At 68.4% G+C, this 16,665-nt stretch carries 15 protein-coding genes; 3 read left to right on the top strand and 12 right to left on the bottom strand.

Translation table 11 applies throughout. The annotated features are described in order from the left end of the window. Positions 1-693 precede the first annotated feature (693 nt). The 3 genes from msrA to msrB are packed head-to-tail and all read right to left on the bottom strand — an operon-like array spanning position 694 to position 3,666. Entirely contained in the window at positions 694-1,380 is a 687-nt protein-coding gene (gene msrA / locus ACFZCE_RS15950) for a peptide-methionine (S)-S-oxide reductase MsrA (protein WP_390940648.1), read from the bottom strand. Positions 1,381-1,398: 18 nt separating this feature from the next. Further along, complete coding sequence (locus tag ACFZCE_RS15955) at positions 1,399-3,138, bottom strand: cytochrome c biogenesis protein CcdA (protein ID WP_390941162.1); 1,740 nt, start codon at positions 3,136-3,138, stop codon at positions 1,399-1,401. Between the two features lie 9 nt (positions 3,139-3,147). Continuing rightward, positions 3,148-3,666, bottom strand: coding sequence for a peptide-methionine (R)-S-oxide reductase MsrB (msrB, locus tag ACFZCE_RS15960; RefSeq protein ID WP_390940650.1), 519 nt, complete (start codon positions 3,664-3,666; stop codon positions 3,148-3,150). Between the two features lie 146 nt (positions 3,667-3,812). On the opposite strand from msrB, the gene ACFZCE_RS15965 reads away from it, so the two are divergent. Further along, the gene (locus tag ACFZCE_RS15965) at positions 3,813-4,529 is read left to right on the top strand and encodes a winged helix-turn-helix domain-containing protein (RefSeq protein WP_390940652.1); all 717 of its coding nucleotides are present in this window, start codon (positions 3,813-3,815) and stop codon (positions 4,527-4,529) included. Then, positions 4,526-5,968 carry an ATP-binding protein gene (locus ACFZCE_RS15970; RefSeq protein ID WP_390940654.1) on the top strand — a complete coding sequence of 481 codons (1,443 nt, stop codon included), beginning with the start codon at positions 4,526-4,528 and terminating at the stop codon, positions 5,966-5,968. Before ACFZCE_RS15965 ends, ACFZCE_RS15970 begins: the two co-directional genes overlap by 4 nt. A gap of 259 nt (positions 5,969-6,227) precedes the next feature. Here ACFZCE_RS15970 and ACFZCE_RS15975 read toward each other — a convergent pair whose 3' ends face one another. The 9 genes from ACFZCE_RS15975 to ACFZCE_RS16015 all read right to left on the bottom strand — a co-directional run bounded on the left by ACFZCE_RS15975 (position 6,228) and on the right by ACFZCE_RS16015 (position 15,642). Further along, positions 6,228-7,049, bottom strand: a complete 822-nt coding sequence (locus tag ACFZCE_RS15975; RefSeq protein ID WP_390940656.1) for an isocitrate lyase/phosphoenolpyruvate mutase family protein — start codon at positions 7,047-7,049, stop codon at positions 6,228-6,230. A gap of 44 nt (positions 7,050-7,093) precedes the next feature. Continuing rightward, entirely contained in the window at positions 7,094-8,377 is a 1,284-nt protein-coding gene (gene dctM, locus ACFZCE_RS15980; RefSeq protein ID WP_390940658.1) for a C4-dicarboxylate TRAP transporter large permease protein DctM, read from the bottom strand. Then, positions 8,377-9,009 carry a TRAP transporter small permease subunit gene (locus ACFZCE_RS15985; RefSeq protein WP_390940660.1) on the bottom strand — a complete coding sequence of 211 codons (633 nt, stop codon included), beginning with the start codon at positions 9,007-9,009 and terminating at the stop codon, positions 8,377-8,379. The genes dctM and ACFZCE_RS15985 overlap by 1 nt, the downstream gene beginning before the upstream one ends. A gap of 24 nt (positions 9,010-9,033) precedes the next feature. Continuing rightward, a complete protein-coding gene (locus ACFZCE_RS15990) occupies positions 9,034-10,032 on the bottom strand; it encodes a DctP family TRAP transporter solute-binding subunit (RefSeq protein ID WP_390940662.1) in 999 nt (332 codons plus the stop codon). Between the two features lie 121 nt (positions 10,033-10,153). After that, positions 10,154-10,960 (bottom strand): aldolase/citrate lyase family protein, encoded by an 807-nt coding sequence (locus tag ACFZCE_RS15995; RefSeq protein ID WP_390940664.1) that lies wholly within the window; start codon positions 10,958-10,960, stop codon positions 10,154-10,156. A gap of 69 nt (positions 10,961-11,029) precedes the next feature. After that, positions 11,030-12,226, bottom strand: a complete 1,197-nt coding sequence (locus tag ACFZCE_RS16000; RefSeq protein ID WP_390940666.1) for a CoA transferase — start codon at positions 12,224-12,226, stop codon at positions 11,030-11,032. Between the two features lie 9 nt (positions 12,227-12,235). Continuing rightward, complete coding sequence (locus ACFZCE_RS16005; protein WP_390940668.1) at positions 12,236-13,585, bottom strand: MmgE/PrpD family protein; 1,350 nt, start codon at positions 13,583-13,585, stop codon at positions 12,236-12,238. Positions 13,586-13,595: 10 nt separating this feature from the next. After that, positions 13,596-14,759 (bottom strand): acyl-CoA dehydrogenase family protein, encoded by a 1,164-nt coding sequence (locus tag ACFZCE_RS16010; protein ID WP_390940670.1) that lies wholly within the window; start codon positions 14,757-14,759, stop codon positions 13,596-13,598. Between the two features lie 43 nt (positions 14,760-14,802). Continuing rightward, positions 14,803-15,642, bottom strand: coding sequence for a MaoC family dehydratase N-terminal domain-containing protein (locus ACFZCE_RS16015; RefSeq protein ID WP_390940672.1), 840 nt, complete (start codon positions 15,640-15,642; stop codon positions 14,803-14,805). A 126-nt stretch (positions 15,643-15,768) separates the two neighbouring features. Between ACFZCE_RS16015 and ACFZCE_RS16020 the strand changes: the two genes are divergently transcribed. Next, complete coding sequence (locus ACFZCE_RS16020) at positions 15,769-16,653, top strand: LysR substrate-binding domain-containing protein (RefSeq protein ID WP_390940674.1); 885 nt, start codon at positions 15,769-15,771, stop codon at positions 16,651-16,653. The last annotated feature ends 12 nt before the right edge of the window (positions 16,654-16,665 follow it).

Genomic DNA, 16,665 nt, shown 5'->3' on the forward strand with positions numbered 1-16,665 from the left:
TTTAATCAGGTCGGATCACCTTGGCTCGAATGCCGTGCGCCCCCTGTTTGCTGCGCGACAGCGCGGCGCCTTGGCGGCGGGGCGACTCCCACGGGATCTGTGTTTCCTTATAAATCAAGGGGTTACACAAATCTAGTGGGAGGCCGTGGTCCGGCACTCCGGCTGTGCCGGGCGAGGGGCCAGTCAGGTCATGCGCTCGGTCAAGCCACCTAGAGAAATTAGGGCTTTTTACCCTCAATTAGCGCTTAAATCACTGAGGCAATTTCACAGCTTTAAGGAAGGGATCAATCTGTGAGCTCTGCTGATTTTGTGCATGAGCCTCAGGGCCTATCGCCCGGCACAGCCGGCCTCCCACGGGTTATGTGTGTCCTGGTAAATCAAGGGGTTACACAAAACTAGTGGGAGGCCGGCTGTGCCGGGCGAGGGGCCAGTCAGGTCATGCGCTCGGTAAAGCCACCTAGAGAAATTAGGGCTTTTTACCCTCAATTAGCGCTTAGATCACTGAGGCAATTTCACAGCTTTAAGGAAGGGATCAATCTGTGAGCTCTGCTAATTTTGTGCATGAGCCTCACGGCCCTTCGCCCGGCACAGCCGGCCTCCCACGGGTTATGTGTTTCCTGGTAAATCAAGGGGTTACACAAAACTAGTGGGAGGCCGGCTATGCCGGGCGATGGGCCAGCGAACCCTAGCGCCTTACGGCACCAACACCGGCGCCTTCAGGTAGCGCTCGCCGAACAACTGCTGCAAGTGCTCCACCTTGGGCAAGTCATTGACCACGATGTAGCCGGCGCCGGGGTGGTTGGTCAGGTAGTTCTGGTGGTAATCCTCGGCCCGGTAGAAGCCCGCCAGCGGCTCCAGGCGGGTGGCGATGGCCTTGGGGTACACATGCGCGGCGTCGAGCTGGCGGATGTACGCCTGGGCCACGGCTTTTTGCCCGTCATCGTGGGCGAAGATCGCCGAGCGGTACTGGCTGCCGCGGTCCGGCCCCTGGCGGTCGAGCTGGGTGGGGTCGTGGGCCACCGAGAAGAACACCTGCAGCAAGGTGCCGTAGCTCACCTGCTGGGGGTCGTAGGTGATCTGCACCGCCTCGGCGTGGCCCGTGTCGCCGCCGCTCACGGTCTCATACTGGGCCGTGTTGGCGCTGCCGCCGGCATAGCCGGCCAGCACCTGGCGCACCCCGCGCAGGTGCTGGAACACCCCCTGCACGCCCCAGAAGCAGCCCCCGGCGAACACCGCCGTGGCGCTGCCGCCGGGTTCGGCCAGGTCCTGGGCCGGCGGCGGGATCACCACCGCGTCTTCGCCGGCCAGGGCGCAGGCGCTCAGCTGTAGCAAGGCCAGGCTGGCGAGGGCCGGCAGCAGGCGGTTGAAGGGCAAACCCATGGCAATGCTCCTGTTCGGTTAACCGAAGGTAAAGGCGTAGGCGTGTACGCCGGGGTCGAGGAACTCGATGTCGAAGGTGTGCTCGCCAGGCCCATCGGGCAGGCGCAGCAGTTGGTACAGGCGTTGTTCGGTCACCGTGCCGCTGCCGTCGGCGGCCACGTCGCTGCCGTGGGCGGCGGCCGGCGCCTGGCCGTCTACCCGCACCTTGAAGCGCACCGGCTGGCCGCCGGCGCCCGGGCCCAGCACCAGGTGCAGGTCGCGTGCCTGGAAGCGATAGCTCAGGTGCCCGCCGGCGGCGCGCAGCTCGGCGTTTTCGCCGCCCACCTGCCACTGGCCGGCCAGGCCCCAGGCATTCAGCGCCAGCGCCGCGGGCAGTTGGTAGCCCGCCACGCGGTCGGCCTGGGCGCCGCCGGGGGAGGCGAAGCGCTCGGCGCGGGCATAGCCCAGGTAGGTTTCCGGCGAGTTCGCCGCTTGCGCCGCCGGGGCCTGTTCCGCGCCGCTGGCGTTGACCTGCACCAGGCTGTTGCCCACCTCGTTGTGGCCGGCCTCGCGCAGCAGTTGCTGGATCACCCGCTCGGACTCCGCGTAACGGCCTTCCCCAAAGTGGTGGTAGCGAATGCGCCCCTGGGCGTCGGCAAAGTAGTGCGCCGGCCAGTACTGGTTATGGAAGGCGCGCCACAGCGCGTAGTCGTTGTCGATCGCCACCGGGTAGTTCACCCCCAGCGCGCGGCTGGCGCGCTCGACGTTGCCGAGGTCGCGCTCGAAGGCGAATTCCGGGGCATGCACGCCGATCACCACCAGGCCCTGGTCGCGGTATTTCTCGGCCCAGGCTTTCACGTAGGGCAGGCTGCGCAGGCAGTTGATGCAGGAGTAGGTCCAGAAATCCACCAGCACCACCTTGCCCTTAAGCGCCTCGGCGCTCAGCGGCGGCGAGTTCAGCCATTGCACCGCGCCGTCCAGCGGCGGCAGTTGGCCTTCCACCGGCAGGCGTTGCCCGTCGCCGGCGGCGGCGCGCATCATCGCGCCGCCTTCGGGCCGCGGGCCGAGGCGTTCGACCAGTTGTTGTTCCAGCCCGCCAGTGCTGGCGCTCGACAGCCGCGCCAGCACGCCGGTGTCGAGCCCCAGGGCGATGGCGGCAACGCCGGCGAGCATCACCGCGCCCAGCCCGCGGCGCAGCCATTCGCCGGCGCCAAGGGCGCGCTTCATGGCGCTGAACAAGCTGCCGCCTACCAGCAGGGCGAGGGCCAGCGAGGTGCCGGCGCCGGCGGCGTAGGCCAGCAGCAACAGGCTGGTGCCAGCGTTGGCGCCCTGCAGGGCGGCGCCGGTCAGCAGCAGGCCGAGGATCGGCCCGGCGCACGGCGCCCACAGCAGGCCAGTGGCGATGCCGATCAGCAACGAGGCACCGGCGCGCGGCTGGGCCTGCGGGCCGGCGGCGTTGTTCAGGCGGTTGCCGGCCGCCACCAGCGGCCGCGCCAGGCGCTCGGCCAACTGTGGCAGCAGCAGGGTCAGGGCGAACACGCTGATGCACGCCAGCGCCAGCCAGCGGCCGTACTGGTTCAGCCGCACCACCCAGGCGCCGCCGACCGCGGCCAGGGTCGCCACCAGGGCGAAGGTCAGGGCCATGCCGGCCAGCAACGGCAGGCCGTTACGCAGGAACGGCCGCCCGCCACGGGCGAACACGAACGGCAGCACCGGCAGGATGCACGGGCTGGCGATGGTCAGCAGGCCGCCCAGGTAGGCCAGCAGGATCAGCAACATGTTCATGCCTCAGGCCACCTGCGCGGTAAAGGTCATCGCCGCGCCGTTCATGCAGTAGCGCAGGCCGGTGGGGGCGGGGCCGTCGTCGAACACGTGGCCGAGGTGGCCGCCGCAGCGGCGGCAATGCACCTCTTTGCGCAGCATGCCGTAGGTGCGGTCGGTGCGTTGGCCCACCGCGTTGGCCAAAGGCGCCCAGAAGCTCGGCCAGCCGGTGTGGCTGTCGAACTTGGTCGCTGAGGCGAACAGCGCCAGTTGGCAGCCGGCGCAGGCGAAGCTGCCGGCGCGGTGCTCATCGTTGAGCGGGCTGCTGTAGGGGCGTTCAGTGCCCTCCTGGCGCAGCACCTGGTATTGCTCGGCGCTCAGCCGTTGGCGCCATTCGGCGTCGCTGTGGTGCACCTCGAAACTGCCCACGGCGTCGTCTTCGGGGGCTTGTGCGGCGCTGCTGGCCAGCCGCGGCAACGCGCCGAGGGCCAGGGCGCTGGCGCCAAGGGCGCCGCTGGTCAATAACAGTTGGCGTCGTGACAGCATGGTCGTCTCCATCCGGTGGGAATGGGGTCAAGCCTGGGCTCGGGTGGGTCGCCAAATCCTCACCGAGAGTTAAACAATTCGTGATAACTGCCGGCGGCCGCCTGTGTGAGAATGGCCACCCCAACAAGCCTAGGTGCCCTGTAGCGATGGAACAGCCCAAACGCGTGCTGGTGGTCGAAGACGATGCCCACATCGCCGAGCTGATCTGCCTGCACCTGCGTGACGAGCGCTTCGAGGTGGTGCACAGCGCCGACGGCGAGCAGGGCCTGCGCCTGCTCGAGCAGGGCGGCTGGGACGCGCTGATCCTCGACCTGATGCTGCCCCATGTCGACGGCCTGGAAATCTGCCGGCGCGCCCGCGCGATGACCCGCTACACGCCGATCATCATCACCAGCGCGCGCTCCAGCGAGATGCATCGCATCCTTGGCCTGGAGCTGGGCGCCGACGATTACCTGGCCAAGCCGTTCTCGATGATGGAACTGGTGGCGCGGGTCAAGGCGCTGTTGCGGCGGGTCGAGGCGCTGGCGCGCAACCTGCGCCTGGAGGCCGGCAGCCTGGCGGTGGCGGGCCTGAACATCGACCCGATCAGCCGCGTGGCCAGCCTCGAGGGGCGGGCGCTGGAGCTCACCCCGCGGGAGTTCGACCTGCTGTACTTCTTTGCCCGCCAGCCCGGCACGGTGTTCTCCCGCCTGCAACTGCTCGACGCAGTGTGGGGCTACAGCCATGAGGGCTACGAGCACACGGTGAACACCCACATCAACCGCCTGCGGGCGAAGATCGAAGCCGACCCGGCCAACCCGGCGCGGATCCTCACCGTGTGGGGCCGCGGCTACAAGTTCGCCGGGCCCGGGGAGGGTGCGTGAAGCTGACCCTCACGCGCCGCCTGGCGCTGGTGTTCGCCGTGCTGCTGCTGGTGTGCAGCGGCACCTCGGTGTGGCTGCAGGTACGCTCGGGGCGCATGCACGAGCTGGAAGTGGTGCAGGGGTTGTCGCGCGATCTGGCCCGGCACATCGCCAGCGACACCCAACTGATGGACGCCGACGGCCTCATGCCCGGCGCGCTGCGCGCGCTGTTCGGCCAGTTGATGCTGGTCAACCCGAGCGTGGAGGTGTACCTGCTCGACGTCAACGGCCGCGTCATCGGCGACGCCGCCCCGCGTGACCGGCTGTTGCGTGACCAGGTCGAGCTGGCGCCGATCCAGCGCTTTCTGGCGGGCGAGGCGTTGCCGATCCTCGGCAGCGACCCGCGCAGCCTCAGTGGGCGCAAGGTGTTCAGCGTGGCGCCGCTGATGGTCGGCGGCCAGCGCGCCGGGTTTCTCTATGTGGTGCTGCTCGGTGAGGCCCATGACCGCTTTGCCGAACGCGGCGCCACCAGCGAGGCGCTGAGCACCGCGGTGTGGGCCATCGGCCTGATCGCCGCGCTGTGTTTGCTCGCCGGGCTGGCGGCGTTCGCCTGGATCACCCGGCCGCTGCGGCGCCTGACCACCGCCCTGGCGGGCTTCAACATCGATGCCCCGGCGTTGCCCGCGGCCAGTGGCCGCGGCGATGAAATCGGCGCGCTGGAGGCGACCTTCGCGCAGTTGCAGGCGCGCCTGGCCGAGCAACTGCGCGCGCTCAACCGCCAGGAGCAAGACCGCCGCGACCTGGTGGCGAACATTTCCCACGACCTGCGCACGCCGCTGGCCTCGCTGCATGGCTACCTCGAGGTGCTGGCGGTCAAGGGTGAGCGGCTGAGCGCCGAGGAGCGCCAGCGTTACCTGGCCACGGCGCTTGAGCAAAGCCGCAAGGTCGGCGGCCTGGCCCAGGCGCTGCTCGAGCTGGTGCGCCTGGAGCATGGTTTCGTCAAGCCGGTGATCGAGCCGTTTTCGCTGCTCGACCTGGTGCAGGACGTGCTGCAAAAGTTCGAGCTGGCCGCCGAAACCCGCGAGGTCAGCCTGCACGCGCGGGTGGCCGGCAGCGTGCCGGCGGTGCAAGCCGACTTCGGGTTGATCGAGCGGGTGCTGACCAACCTGCTCGACAACGCCCTGCGCCACACGCCGGCCGGCGGGCAGGTGACCGTGCAGTTGGCGGCGGGCGCCGGGGTGGTCAACGTGACGGTGTTCGACAGCGGCCCGGGCATCGCCGCCGAGTTGCGCGAGGGCTTGTTCCTGCGCCCGTTCACCATCGGCGGCGCCCGCCGCGATGGCGGCCTGGGCTTGCGCATCGTGTATCAGATCCTGCAGTTGCACGGGGTGGGCATCGAGCTGCTCGAGGTGCCGGGGCAGGGGGCGACGTTCAGGTTTGGCTTGCCGGTGGTGGGGTGACGCGCAGGGCCCTTCGCCCGGCACAGCCGGAGTGCCACGGGTCTGGTGGGGGGCGGCTGTGCCGTAATGCTGTTCACTTAAGCAATTTCACGGCTTTAAAGAAGGGATGAATCTGTGAGCTCTGCTGATTTTGTGCATGAGCTTCAGGGCCCATCGCCCGGCACAGCCGGCCTCCCACCAGATTTGTGTAAGTACTTGATTTACGAGGCAGCATAGAACCCGTGGGAGGCCGGCTGTGCCGGGCGAGGGGCCGGGCGCCTCAGCCGCCCATCAGCTCTACGATCACCTTCCCCGGCAACGCTTCGGCGGCGTACTCGAAGGTGCCGTGTTCACGCACTTCCCGCGCCGCGCGCATCAGCGCGCCGAGGGCGGCGCGGGCGAACGAGCCGCCGACGCTGACCCGGCGCACGCCGGCGGCGGCCAGTTGCGCCACGCTGTAGCGCGGGCCGGAAAGGCCCATCACCACGTTCACCGGTTTATCCACCGCCGCGCACACCTGGGCGATGGCGTCGAGGCTCGGCAGCCCGGGGGCGTACAGCACCTGCGCGCCGGCGGCGGAAAACGCCTGCAGGCGGGCGATGGTGTCGGCCAGGTCCGGCTGGCCGCAGAGGAAGTTCTCGGCCCGCGCGGTGAGCAGGAACGGCAGCCCGGCGGCGGCTTCGGCGGCGGCGCGTACCCGCTCTACGGCGTGCTCGAAGGGGTAGAGCGGCTGCGCCGGGTCACCGGTGGCGTCTTCGATCGAGCCACCGACCAGGCCCAGCGCGGCGGCCAGGCGGATGGTTTCGGCGCAGGCCTCGGGCGCCGCGCCAAAGCCGTCTTCGAGGTCTGCCGAGACCGGCAACGCGGTGGCGGCGGCGATCGCCGCGGCATTGGCGAGCAGTGCTTCACGCGGCAGGCAGGCGCGCGAATCCAGCGTGCCGTTGGCAAAGGCAAAGCCAGCGCTGCTGGTGGCCAGCGCCTCGAAGCCCAGGCTCGCCAGCAGCTTGGCCGAGCCGGCGTCCCAAGGGTTGGCCATCACCAATGGCCCAGGGCCTTGATGCAGCGCCTTGAAGCGCTCGAATTTTTCCGCCTGGGTGGGCATGTTGGGCTCCGCTGTTCTGAACATGCCACAACCCTAGCACGGCTTCACGGCATCCCCAGCCAGTTCGGCAGCGCCAGCGAAATGAACGGCACGTAGGTCACCAGCAGCAGGAACAGCAACAGGATCGACAACCACGGCAGCGCCGCGCGGATCGTTTGCCCCAGTGGCATGCCGGTCACCGCCGAGGTCACGAACAGGTTCAGCCCCACCGGCGGGTGCACCAGGCCCACTTCCATGTTCACCACCATCACGATGCCCAGGTGGATCGGGTCGATGCCCAGGCGCATGGCGATCGGAAAGAAGATCGGCGCCAGGATCAGAATGATCGCCGACGGCTCCATGAAGCTGCCCGCCACCAGCAACACCACGTTGACCATGATCAGGAAGCCGATCGGCGTCAGCCCCTCGGACACCACCCAGGCGGTGATCTGCTGGGGGATCTGCTCGGTGGTGAGCACGTGGGCGAACAGCACCGCGTTGGCAATGATGAACATCAGCATGATGCTCAAGCGGCCGGACTCCAGCAGCACCTTGGGGCAGTCGCGCAGGCGCATGTCTTTGTACACGCACAGCGCGATGAACGCCGAATACACCGCCGCCACCGCCGCCGCCTCGGTGGGGGTGAACATGCCGCTGTAGATGCCGCCGAGGATGATCACCAACAGCAGCAGGCCCCAGAACGCCCGCCGCGCGCTGGCCAGCCATTCCCGCAGGCTGACCCGCGGCTGCGCCGGAAGCTTTTTGATCCGCGCCACGATGTAGATCACCACCATCAGCACCAGCCCGAGCAGGATGCCCGGCACCACCCCGGCCACGAACAGCTTGCCCACTGAGGTTTCGGTGGCGGCGGCGTACACCACCATCACGATCGACGGCGGGATCAGAATGCCCAGGGTGCCCGCGTTGCAGATGATCCCGGCGCCAAACGCCTTGGGGTAGCCAGAGCGGACCATCCCCGCCACGGCGATCGAGCCCACCGCCGCCACCGTCGCCGGCGACGAGCCCGACAACGCCGCGAACAGCATGCACGCCAGCACCGCGGCAATCGCCAGGCCGCCGCGGATGTGCCCCACACAGGCGTTGGCGAAGTCGATCAGGCGCTGCGCCACCCCACCGGTGGTCATGAACGCGCCCGACAGCAAAAAGAACGGGATCGCCAAAAACGTGTAGCTGTCGGAGGTTTCGAACAGCTTGATCGCCAGCGAACTGAGCGAATCCTGGCTGAACAGCAGGATCGAAGTGGCCCCGGCCAGGCCCAGGGAGATCGCGATCGGCACGCCGAGGAACATGAACACGAACAACAGCACGAACAGGCAGAGTACGGTCATCAGCGTGGCTCCTCGCCGGGGTTGGCCAGCTTGGTCGCCTCGGCGGCTTCATCGGCCAGCCCCAGCCCGGTTTGCCGGCCGGTGAACAGCCGGTAGAAAATCTCGAGGTAGCGGGCGATCACCAGCGCGAAGCCGACCGGCACGATCAAGGTGATGTAGCCCACCTTGATGCCGTAGCGGTCGAGGTCTTCGGCGCCGATGCCGGCGGCCAGCAGCGCCGCCACCCACTTGCAACTGGCCACCAGAAACAGCCCGGCGTAGGCCAGGCAGCAGGCGCAGGCCAGCAGGCTGAGCAGGCGTTGCACCGGCCGCGAGGTTTTCCGCACCAGCACGTCCACCCCCAGGTGGCCGGCGGTGCGCACGCCGTAGGCGATGCCGAAGAAGATCAACCAGCCGAACAGCGCTTTGGTCAGCGCCACGCTCCAGGTCATGCCCTGGGCATAGCCCATCAGGTGGTCGCCGATGGCGCCGAAAAAGTCACTGGTCGGCGCCCAGCGATCGCTGAGGGCGTAGAACAGCGTGTAGATGTTGTTCAGCGCCACGTAGGTGAAGGTCACCAGGGTCATGGCCGCCAGCAGGAAGGCGATCATGCCTTCCTCCAGGTGCTCCCAGGCACGCCTGAGCGTTTGCATAGGCTGTCTCCCAAGCAGGGTGGGTCAGGGCGCGGTGTTGGCGGCGTCGGCGGCCTTGATCAGGTCGGCGCCAATCTCTTCGGAGAACTTGTCCCACACCGGTTTCATCACCTCGCGCCATTTCGCGCGCTGCTCGGGGGTGAGCGTGTCGATCTCGCTGGTCTTGGCTGCGGCGATCTTCTCTTTGGCGGCCTGGTTCAGCGCTTCGGCCTGCTTGTTCACTTCCACGGTGACGCGGTCGATGATCTTCTGCAGCTCATCGCGCACCTCCGGCGCCAGGCCGTTCCAGAACTTCGAGTTGGTGATCACCATGTAGTCGATCAGGCCATGGTTGGTCTCGGTGAAGAACGGCTGCACCTCATTGACCTTCTGGCTTTCGTAGTTCGACCAGGTGTTCTCGGTGCCGTTGACGGTGCCGGTCTGCAGGCCCTGGTAGACCTCGGCGAAGCTCATCTTGCGCGGGTTGGCGCGCAGCGCCACGAACTGCGCCTCGAGCACGCTGGAGGCCTGCACGCGGAACTTCAGGCCGCGGGCGTCTTTCGGTTCGATCAGCTTCTTGTTCGCCGACAGCTGCTTCAGGCCGTTGTGCCAGTAGGCCAGGCCGTGGATGCCCTTGTCGTCCATCGAGGTGAGCAGCGCCTTGCCCTGCGGGCCTTGCTGGAAGCGGTCGACCGCGGCGAGGTCATTGAAGAGGAACGGCAGGTCGAAAATCTGCACCTGCTTGGTGTACTGCTCGAACTTGGCCAGCGATGGCGCGAGCATCTGCACGTCTCCGAGCAGCAGCGCTTCCATCTCCTTGCCGTCACCGAACAGCGAGGAGTTGGGGTAAACCTCCACCTTGACCTTGTCCTTGAGCAGCGGGTCTTCGGCCACCTGCTTCTGGAACATCAGCGCGCCCTGGCCCTTGGGGGTGTTCTCGGCCACCACGTGGGCGAACTTGATCACCACGGGTTCGGCGGCCTGGGCGAGGCTGGTGAAAGACAACGCGGCGGCGCAGTACAGCGCCTGGGTCAGCTTGAACATGCGGGTTACCTTTTGTTGTTGTTGTAAGGCTTTTGGCGGTCACCATGGCGCAGTTACCGCGTTTGCAGAATCAGCTTTTGTTGAAGTCGGCGTTCGGCCTAGGTGAACGCCAGCCAATGCCTCAGGCACGCTCCCCGAGCACGCGCCGGGCCCGCGCCAGCACCGGCGCATCGACCATCTGCCCCTCGAAGCGAAACGCCCCGGCGCCGCCCTCGGCCTGGCTGGCCGCCAGCACCCGCTGGGCCCAGGCCACGGCCTCGGCGCTGGGCGCCAGCGCGGCGTGGATCGCTGGCACCTGCGCCGGGTGGATGCACAACGCGCCGGCGTAGCCCATGGCCTGGGCGTGGCGGGTGGCCGCGGCGAGCCCGGCGGGGTCGTTCAGCGCCGGGTACACGCCGTCCAGCGGTGGTGCCAGGCCGGCGGCGCGGGCGTGCAGGCAGAGCTGAGCGCGGGCGTGGTCGAGCACCTGCTGGCCGGCCGCGAGGCTGGCGTCGAGGGCTAGGTCCAGGGCCAGGTCGAGCCCGCCGAACACCAGCCGCTGCACCCCGGGGGCGCGGGCCAGCTCGGCCAGGGCCAGCACCCCCTGGGCGCTCTCGATGATCGGCCAGACCGGCTTGCTGGTGGCCGCGGCGCGCGCCACCTCGGCCGGGCTTTGCGCCTTGGGCAAAACGATGCCGAGCACCCCAGGTTGCTCGGCACACAGGGCTAGGTCTGCCAGGTGCTGGGTGTGGCCGGCGGCATTGACCCGCACCCACAGGCGCGCCGCCGGGGTGGCCTGGAGAAACGCCGCCAGGTGCGCGCGGGCCTGGGGCTTGAGGGGTTCTTCAACGGCGTCTTCGAAATCGACGATCACGGCATCGGCGCCGGCGGCCAGGGCCTTGGCGAAGCGCTCGGGGCGGCTGCCGGGGACGAACAGGGCGGTGCGCATGGTAGGGGGCCTTATCTGAGAAGGTTAAGCACCCTTCGCCGTGGGCGGCGAAGGGCCGGTGGCAGGTGCCTAGATCACCCCGTCCGCGGCCAAGCGTGCCTGCTCCTCGGGCCCGATTCCCAGCCCCTGGAGAATCTCCCGGGTGTGTTCGCCCAGCCCCGGCACCGCGCCCATTCGCGGGCTGAACGCGGCGTTGCGCCCAGGCGGCAGCAGCGAGGGCAGGCTGCCGGCCGGGCTGTCGATGCGGCGCCAGCGGTCGCGGGCCTTCAGTTGCGGGTGTTGCCACACCCCGTGCATGTCGTTGACCCGGGCATTGGCGATGCCGGCTGCCTCCAGCCGCGCCACCACCTCTTCCAGGCTCAGCATGGCAAAGCCGTCGACGATGATCTGCCGCAACGCCTCGCGGTGTTCCGAGCGCAGCGGGTTGGCATTGAAGCGCGCATCGCTGGCCAGCGCCGGGGCCTGCAGCACCTGTTCGCAAAACACCAGCCACTCGCGCTCGTTCTGCAGCCCGAGCATCACCGTGCCGCCGCCGCCGGTGGGGAAGGGCCCGTAGGGGTAGATGGTCGAGTGTGCCGCGCCGGCGCGCGGTGGCGGCGTGGCGCCGTCGTAGGCGTAGTACATCGGGTAGCCCATCCACTCCACCAGGCTTTCGAGCATCGACACGTCGATGCGGCTGCCCACCCCGGTTTTGCCCCGCAGCATCAACGCCGAGAGGATGCCGGTATAGGCGTACATGCCGGCGGCGATGTCGGCGATCGAGCAGCCGGCCTTGGCCATGCCGGCGGCCTCGGGGCTGCCGGTGACCGACAAAAAGCCACCCTCGCTCTGGATCAGCAGGTCATAGGCTTTTTTTGTTTCATACGGGCCGCCTTCGCCGTAGCCAGAGATGTCGCAGACGATCAGCCGCGGGTACTGCGCGTGCAGCGCCTCGAAGCTCAGGCCCATGCGCGCCGCCGCGCCGGGGGCGAGGTTCTGCACCAGCACGTCGGCCTCGCCGAGCAGGCCGTGGAGAATACCGCCGGCGGCGGCGTGCTTGAGGTCGAGGGTCAGGCTGTGCTTGGAACGGTTGGTCCAGACAAAGTGCGAGGCCAGGCCGTTGACCCGGGTGTCGTAGCCGCGGGCGAAATCGCCGCTGCCGGGGCGTTCGATCTTCACCACCCGGGCGCCGAGGTCGGCCAGTTGGCGGGTGCAGAACGGCGCGGCGATGGCGTGTTCCAGGCTGATCACGGTGATGCCGTCGAGCGGCCGTGGGGCGTCGGTCATGGCGGGCTCCTATACCAGCTCGCGCAGGCTGCGGGCCTGGCGCAGTTGCCAGGCCTGGGCGATCAGCGCCTCGGCCTGGGCGGGTGAACGTTGCCCGGCGAAGGCCAGCAGGCGCTGGAATTTCGCCTCCAGCTCCGGCCGGCTGAGGGTGTTGTTCGGGTCGCCTTTGGGGTCGTCGATGGCGCATTCCAACTGGCGCCCGTCGGTGCTGACCACGCTCACCCGGCCCAGCCACTGCGCCGGGTAGGCGGCGTCGATGCGTGGGCACAGCTGCATGCTGACCTTCTCGCGAAACGCCGCCACCCGCGGGTCGCTAAGGGCCAGGTCACGGAATTCGAGCAGTTGCGCGCTGCCGTGCACGGCAATCAAGCCCAGCACCGTGCCCATGGAGAACTTGGCCTGGTGCACGGTGCTCGGCACCTGCACCCGGCCAAGCACGTCAATCGCCGCCTGGTGCACATGGGCAACCACGCTGGCCACCTGTTCGTGACCCAGGCCTTCACGCTGCATCAGCCGCAGCAAGGCATCGGCGGCGGGGTGGGTGTGGCGGCACGAGGCGTGGAACTTGAACGAGGTTTCCAGCAGCGCCCAGCGCTCGCCCAGTTGGCTGGAGAGCTTGGCCGGGGTGGCGTCTTGGCTCATGCCGGCGGCCAGGCCCTGTTCGCCTTCGAGGATGTTCTGCGCGCCGGTCAGGCCGTCGGCGGTGAGGTAGGCCGCCAGCACGCCGTCGGCGGCGGCCTTGGCGCTGTGCAGTTGCTTGGAGTCGGCGGCGTCACGCAAAAACTCCCACAGCCCGGCGGCCTGGGTGCCGGCGCTGCCGAGCAGGTGCACGAACTGGCCCTGGTCGAAGCCCAGCAGCTTGCCCACCGCCACCGCCGCGGCGAGGGTGCCGACCGTGGCGGTGGTGTGGAAGGTGCGGTAGTGCGAGCGGCCCATGAACTCGCCAATGCGGATGCCGGCCTCATAGCCGGCCACCGCCGCCACGATCAACTGCTGGCCGCTGGCATCCAGCGCCTGGGCGGCGGCCAGCGCGGCGGAAAACACCACCGTGCCGGGGTGCAGCACCGAGCTGTTGTGCAGGTCGTCCTGCTCGACCAGGTGCGAGGAGGCCCCGTTCACCAGCGCGGCGAAATACGCCGAGGTGGCGCGGCCATTGGCGAGGATGCGCGCATCGCCGCCGGCCGGGCCCATGCGTTCGGCATAACGCTCGAACAACGGCACCGGGTGGGCGCCGGCCCCAGCCAGGGCCGAACCGAGCCAGTCGAGGAACAACTCCTCGGTGCGGTCGAGCACCGCCTCGGGCAATTGCGGGTAACTGAGGTCAGCCAGAAAGGCTGCCAACGCGGGGGTATGGTTCACGGGCAGGCCCTCAGAAGCTGCGGGGCAGCTCGAGCAAATGCTCGGCCACGTAGGAGAGGATCAGGTTGGTCGAGACCGGCGCCACCTGGTACAGGCGGGTTTCGCGGAATTTACGCTCGACGTCGTACTCGCAGGCGAAGCCGAAGCCGCCGTGGGTTTGCAGGCAGGCGTTGGCCGCTTCCCAGCTGGCCTTGGCCGCCAGGTACTTGGCCATGTTGGCGCTGGCCCCGGCGTTCTGCCCGCTGTCGTATTCGCGGCAGGCGCGCCAGCGCATCAGGTCGGCCGCCTCGACCTCGATGTGGGCCTCGGCGATGGGGAACTGCACGCCCTGGTTCTGCCCGATCGGGCGGCCGAACACCACCCGCTCGCGGGCGTAGTGGCTGGCTTTTTCGATGAACCAGCGGCCGTCGCCGATGCACTCGGCGGCGATCAGCGTGCGCTCGGCGTTGAGCCCGTCGAGGATGTACTTGAAGCCCTTGCCTTCCTCACCGATCAGGCTGCTGGCCGGCAGCTTGAGCTGGTCGAAGAACAGCTCGTTGGTTTCGTGGTTGACCATGTTGGCGATGGGCTGCACGGTCAGGCCGTTGCCGATCGCTTCGCGCAGGTCGACCAGGAAGATCGACATCCCCTCGGATTTTTTCTTCACCTCGGCCAGCGGCGTGGTGCGCGCCAGCAGGATCATCAAGTCCGAATGCTGCACGCGGGAGATCCACACCTTCTGGCCGTTGATCACGTAGTGCTCGCCGTCGCGCACGGCGGTGGTCTTGATCTTGGTGGTGTCGGTGCCGGTGGTGGGTTCGGTGACCCCCATCGACTGCAAGCGCAGCTCGCCGCTGGCAAGCTTGGGCAGGTACTCGCGCTTTTGCGCCTCGCTGCCGTGGCGCAGCAGGGTGAACATGTTGTACATCTGCCCGTGCACGGTGCCGGAGTTGCCGCCGCAGGCGTTGACTTCTTCGAGGATCACCGACGCCTCGGCCAGGCCCAGGCCGGAGCCGCCGTACTCGGTGGGGATCATCGCCGACAGCCAGCCGGCTTCGGTCAGGGCCTTCACAAAGGCTTCCGGGAAGCCCTTGGCTTCGTCGATCTTGCGCCAGTACTCGGCGGGGAATTCCGCGCACAGGGCGCGCACGCCGTCGCGGATGGCCTGCAGGTCTTGGTCTTCGGTGGGGCTCATGGGCGTTCTCGCAGTCGGTGCCAGGCGCTGGCGGGAAAAGGGCTCAGGCGTAGGTCAGCTCGGCGCTTTGCGCCACGCCCTGGGCGTTGCCGGCCCACAGTTGGGCGCTGCCGGGGGCGCCCAGCTCGCCGCCAACCTGAAACGGCGTGGGCAGGGTCAGCGGGCGCACGCCGCGGAAGGCGAACTGGCGCACGGTCTTGCTGGGGTGGGCGCGGCAGAAGGCGCGCAGGTTCAGGGTGGCGATCAGCGGCCCGTGTACCACCAACCCCGGGTAGCCTTCGGTCGCGGTGGTGTAGGGGTAGTCGTAGTGGATGCGGTGGCCGTTGAAGGTCACTGCCGAGTAGCGGAACAACAGCGTCGGGCTGGGCTCGATGGTTTCCTGCCAGTGCCCGGCGCCGGGAGCGGCGCCACTGTCGAGCTTGGGCGGGGTGGGCTCGCGGTAAACGATGTCTTGTTCTTCACGCACACAGAGTTGGCCGTGCTGGTGGTACTCGTGCAGCACCGTGACGAACAGCAGCGCGCCGCTGCGGCCGTGTTTTTCCTCGATGCGCAGCACGCTGCTGCGGCGCTGGGCCGCGGCGCCCACCGCCAGTGGCGCGATAAAACTCAGGCGGCCACCGGCCCACATGCGGTTGCGGTTGGCCGCCGGCGGTAAAAAGCCGCCACGGGCCGGGTGGCCGTCGCTGCCCAGGGCCGCCTCGGGGTGGGCATCCTGGAAGAAGCACCAGTGCCACAGCAGCGGCAGCGCCTCGCCGTCGGCCGGGGCGGCTTCGCCGAAGGTGGCGGCAATACGCTGGATCATCCCCTGGCTGAAGTGGTCGTGGCTCTCGACCGTGCGGTTCAGCCAGGCGCTGTAGTCGGTGGGCGAAGCGGCGGCAGTCATGGTGGGCGTGGCCTCTGGGTGTTGTTATGGGCCGATCATGGAAGTGCGTTGGCATTCTGTGAATTTGCATTTCTGTAAGCCGGCGTTCATGGTTGCCGAACGCCATTCCAACAACAAAGGCTACCCATGCACTTCGACCTGCCTGACCTGCGGCTTTTCGTGCACATCGGCGAATCCCCCAGCCTGACCCAGGGCGCGCGCCGCGCCTTCCTCTCGCCGGCGGCGGCCAGCGCGCGGATCAAAGCCCTCGAAGGCCAGCTCGGCACCCGCCTGCTGTACCGCGACAGCCGCGGCGTCGAGCTCACCCCGGCGGGGCACAAGCTGCTGCGCCACGCGCGGTTGATCCTGCGCCAGGCCGATTACCTGAAAAGCGAATTCGAGCAGTACGGCGGCGATGCCGCCGGGCACATCCGGATTTTCGCCAACACCACGGCGGTGACCGAGTTTCTCCCCGAGGTGCTGGCGACCTTTCTCGCGCAACGCCCGGGGGTGACCGTCGACCTGCAAGAGCGGCTGTCGCGGGACATCGTCCGTGGCGTGCTCGACAGCAGCGCCGACATGGGCATCATCGCCGGGCCGGTGGAGGCGGCGGGGCTGGAGGTGATCCACTTCAGCACCGACCGGCTGGTGCTGGCCGTGCCGCTGGGCCATGAGCTGGCCGCCGAAGGGGCGGTCACGCTGCGGCAAACCCTGGCGTTCCAGCACATTGGCCTGCACGAGGGCAGCACTTTGCTGAGCTTTTTGCGCGACCACGTCGAGCGGCTGGGGCTGAGCCTGCAACTGCGCATCCAGATGGCCAGCTTCGAGGCGGTGTGCCGGATGGTCGAGGCGGGGGTGGGCATTGGCATCATCCCTGAGTCCGCGGCGCTGCGGCACAGCCGCACCATGCAACTGGCCACGGTGGCGCTGGATGAACCCTGGGCGGTGCGCGAACGCAGCGTGCTGGTGCGCGAGCTGGAGGCCCTGCCGGGGGCGGTACGGGGCTTGGTGGAGGCGTTGTTGGGGCGTTGAGGTAGGGTTGCA

Origin of the sequence: Pseudomonas sp. NPDC007930 (genome assembly GCF_042958985.1) — a bacterium.
GTDB lineage: Bacteria > Pseudomonadota > Gammaproteobacteria > Pseudomonadales > Pseudomonadaceae > Aquipseudomonas.

What these genes read in the sequence shown, in the direction of transcription:
- msrB (WP_390940650.1), bottom strand. Translation starts at nt 3,666, where the DNA reads ATGCTGTCACGACGCCAACTGTTATTGACCAGCGGCGCCCTTGGCGCC.
- ACFZCE_RS16010 (WP_390940670.1), bottom strand. Translation starts at nt 14,759, where the DNA reads ATGAGCCCCACCGAAGACCAAGACCTGCAGGCCATCCGCGACGGCGTG.
- ACFZCE_RS15985 (WP_390940660.1), bottom strand. Translation starts at nt 9,009, where the DNA reads ATGCAAACGCTCAGGCGTGCCTGGGAGCACCTGGAGGAAGGCATGATC.
- ACFZCE_RS15995 (WP_390940664.1), bottom strand. Translation starts at nt 10,960, where the DNA reads ATGCGCACCGCCCTGTTCGTCCCCGGCAGCCGCCCCGAGCGCTTCGCC.
- ACFZCE_RS15965 (WP_390940652.1), top strand. Translation starts at nt 3,813, where the DNA reads ATGGAACAGCCCAAACGCGTGCTGGTGGTCGAAGACGATGCCCACATC.
- dctM (WP_390940658.1), bottom strand. Translation starts at nt 8,377, where the DNA reads ATGACCGTACTCTGCCTGTTCGTGCTGTTGTTCGTGTTCATGTTCCTC.
- ACFZCE_RS15990 (WP_390940662.1), bottom strand. Translation starts at nt 10,032, where the DNA reads ATGTTCAAGCTGACCCAGGCGCTGTACTGCGCCGCCGCGTTGTCTTTC.
- ACFZCE_RS15955 (WP_390941162.1), bottom strand. Translation starts at nt 3,138, where the DNA reads ATGTTGCTGATCCTGCTGGCCTACCTGGGCGGCCTGCTGACCATCGCC.
- ACFZCE_RS16020 (WP_390940674.1), top strand. Translation starts at nt 15,769, where the DNA reads ATGCACTTCGACCTGCCTGACCTGCGGCTTTTCGTGCACATCGGCGAA.
- ACFZCE_RS16000 (WP_390940666.1), bottom strand. Translation starts at nt 12,226, where the DNA reads ATGACCGACGCCCCACGGCCGCTCGACGGCATCACCGTGATCAGCCTG.
- msrA (WP_390940648.1), bottom strand. Translation starts at nt 1,380, where the DNA reads ATGGGTTTGCCCTTCAACCGCCTGCTGCCGGCCCTCGCCAGCCTGGCC.
- ACFZCE_RS16015 (WP_390940672.1), bottom strand. Translation starts at nt 15,642, where the DNA reads ATGACTGCCGCCGCTTCGCCCACCGACTACAGCGCCTGGCTGAACCGC.
- ACFZCE_RS15975 (WP_390940656.1), bottom strand. Translation starts at nt 7,049, where the DNA reads ATGCCCACCCAGGCGGAAAAATTCGAGCGCTTCAAGGCGCTGCATCAA.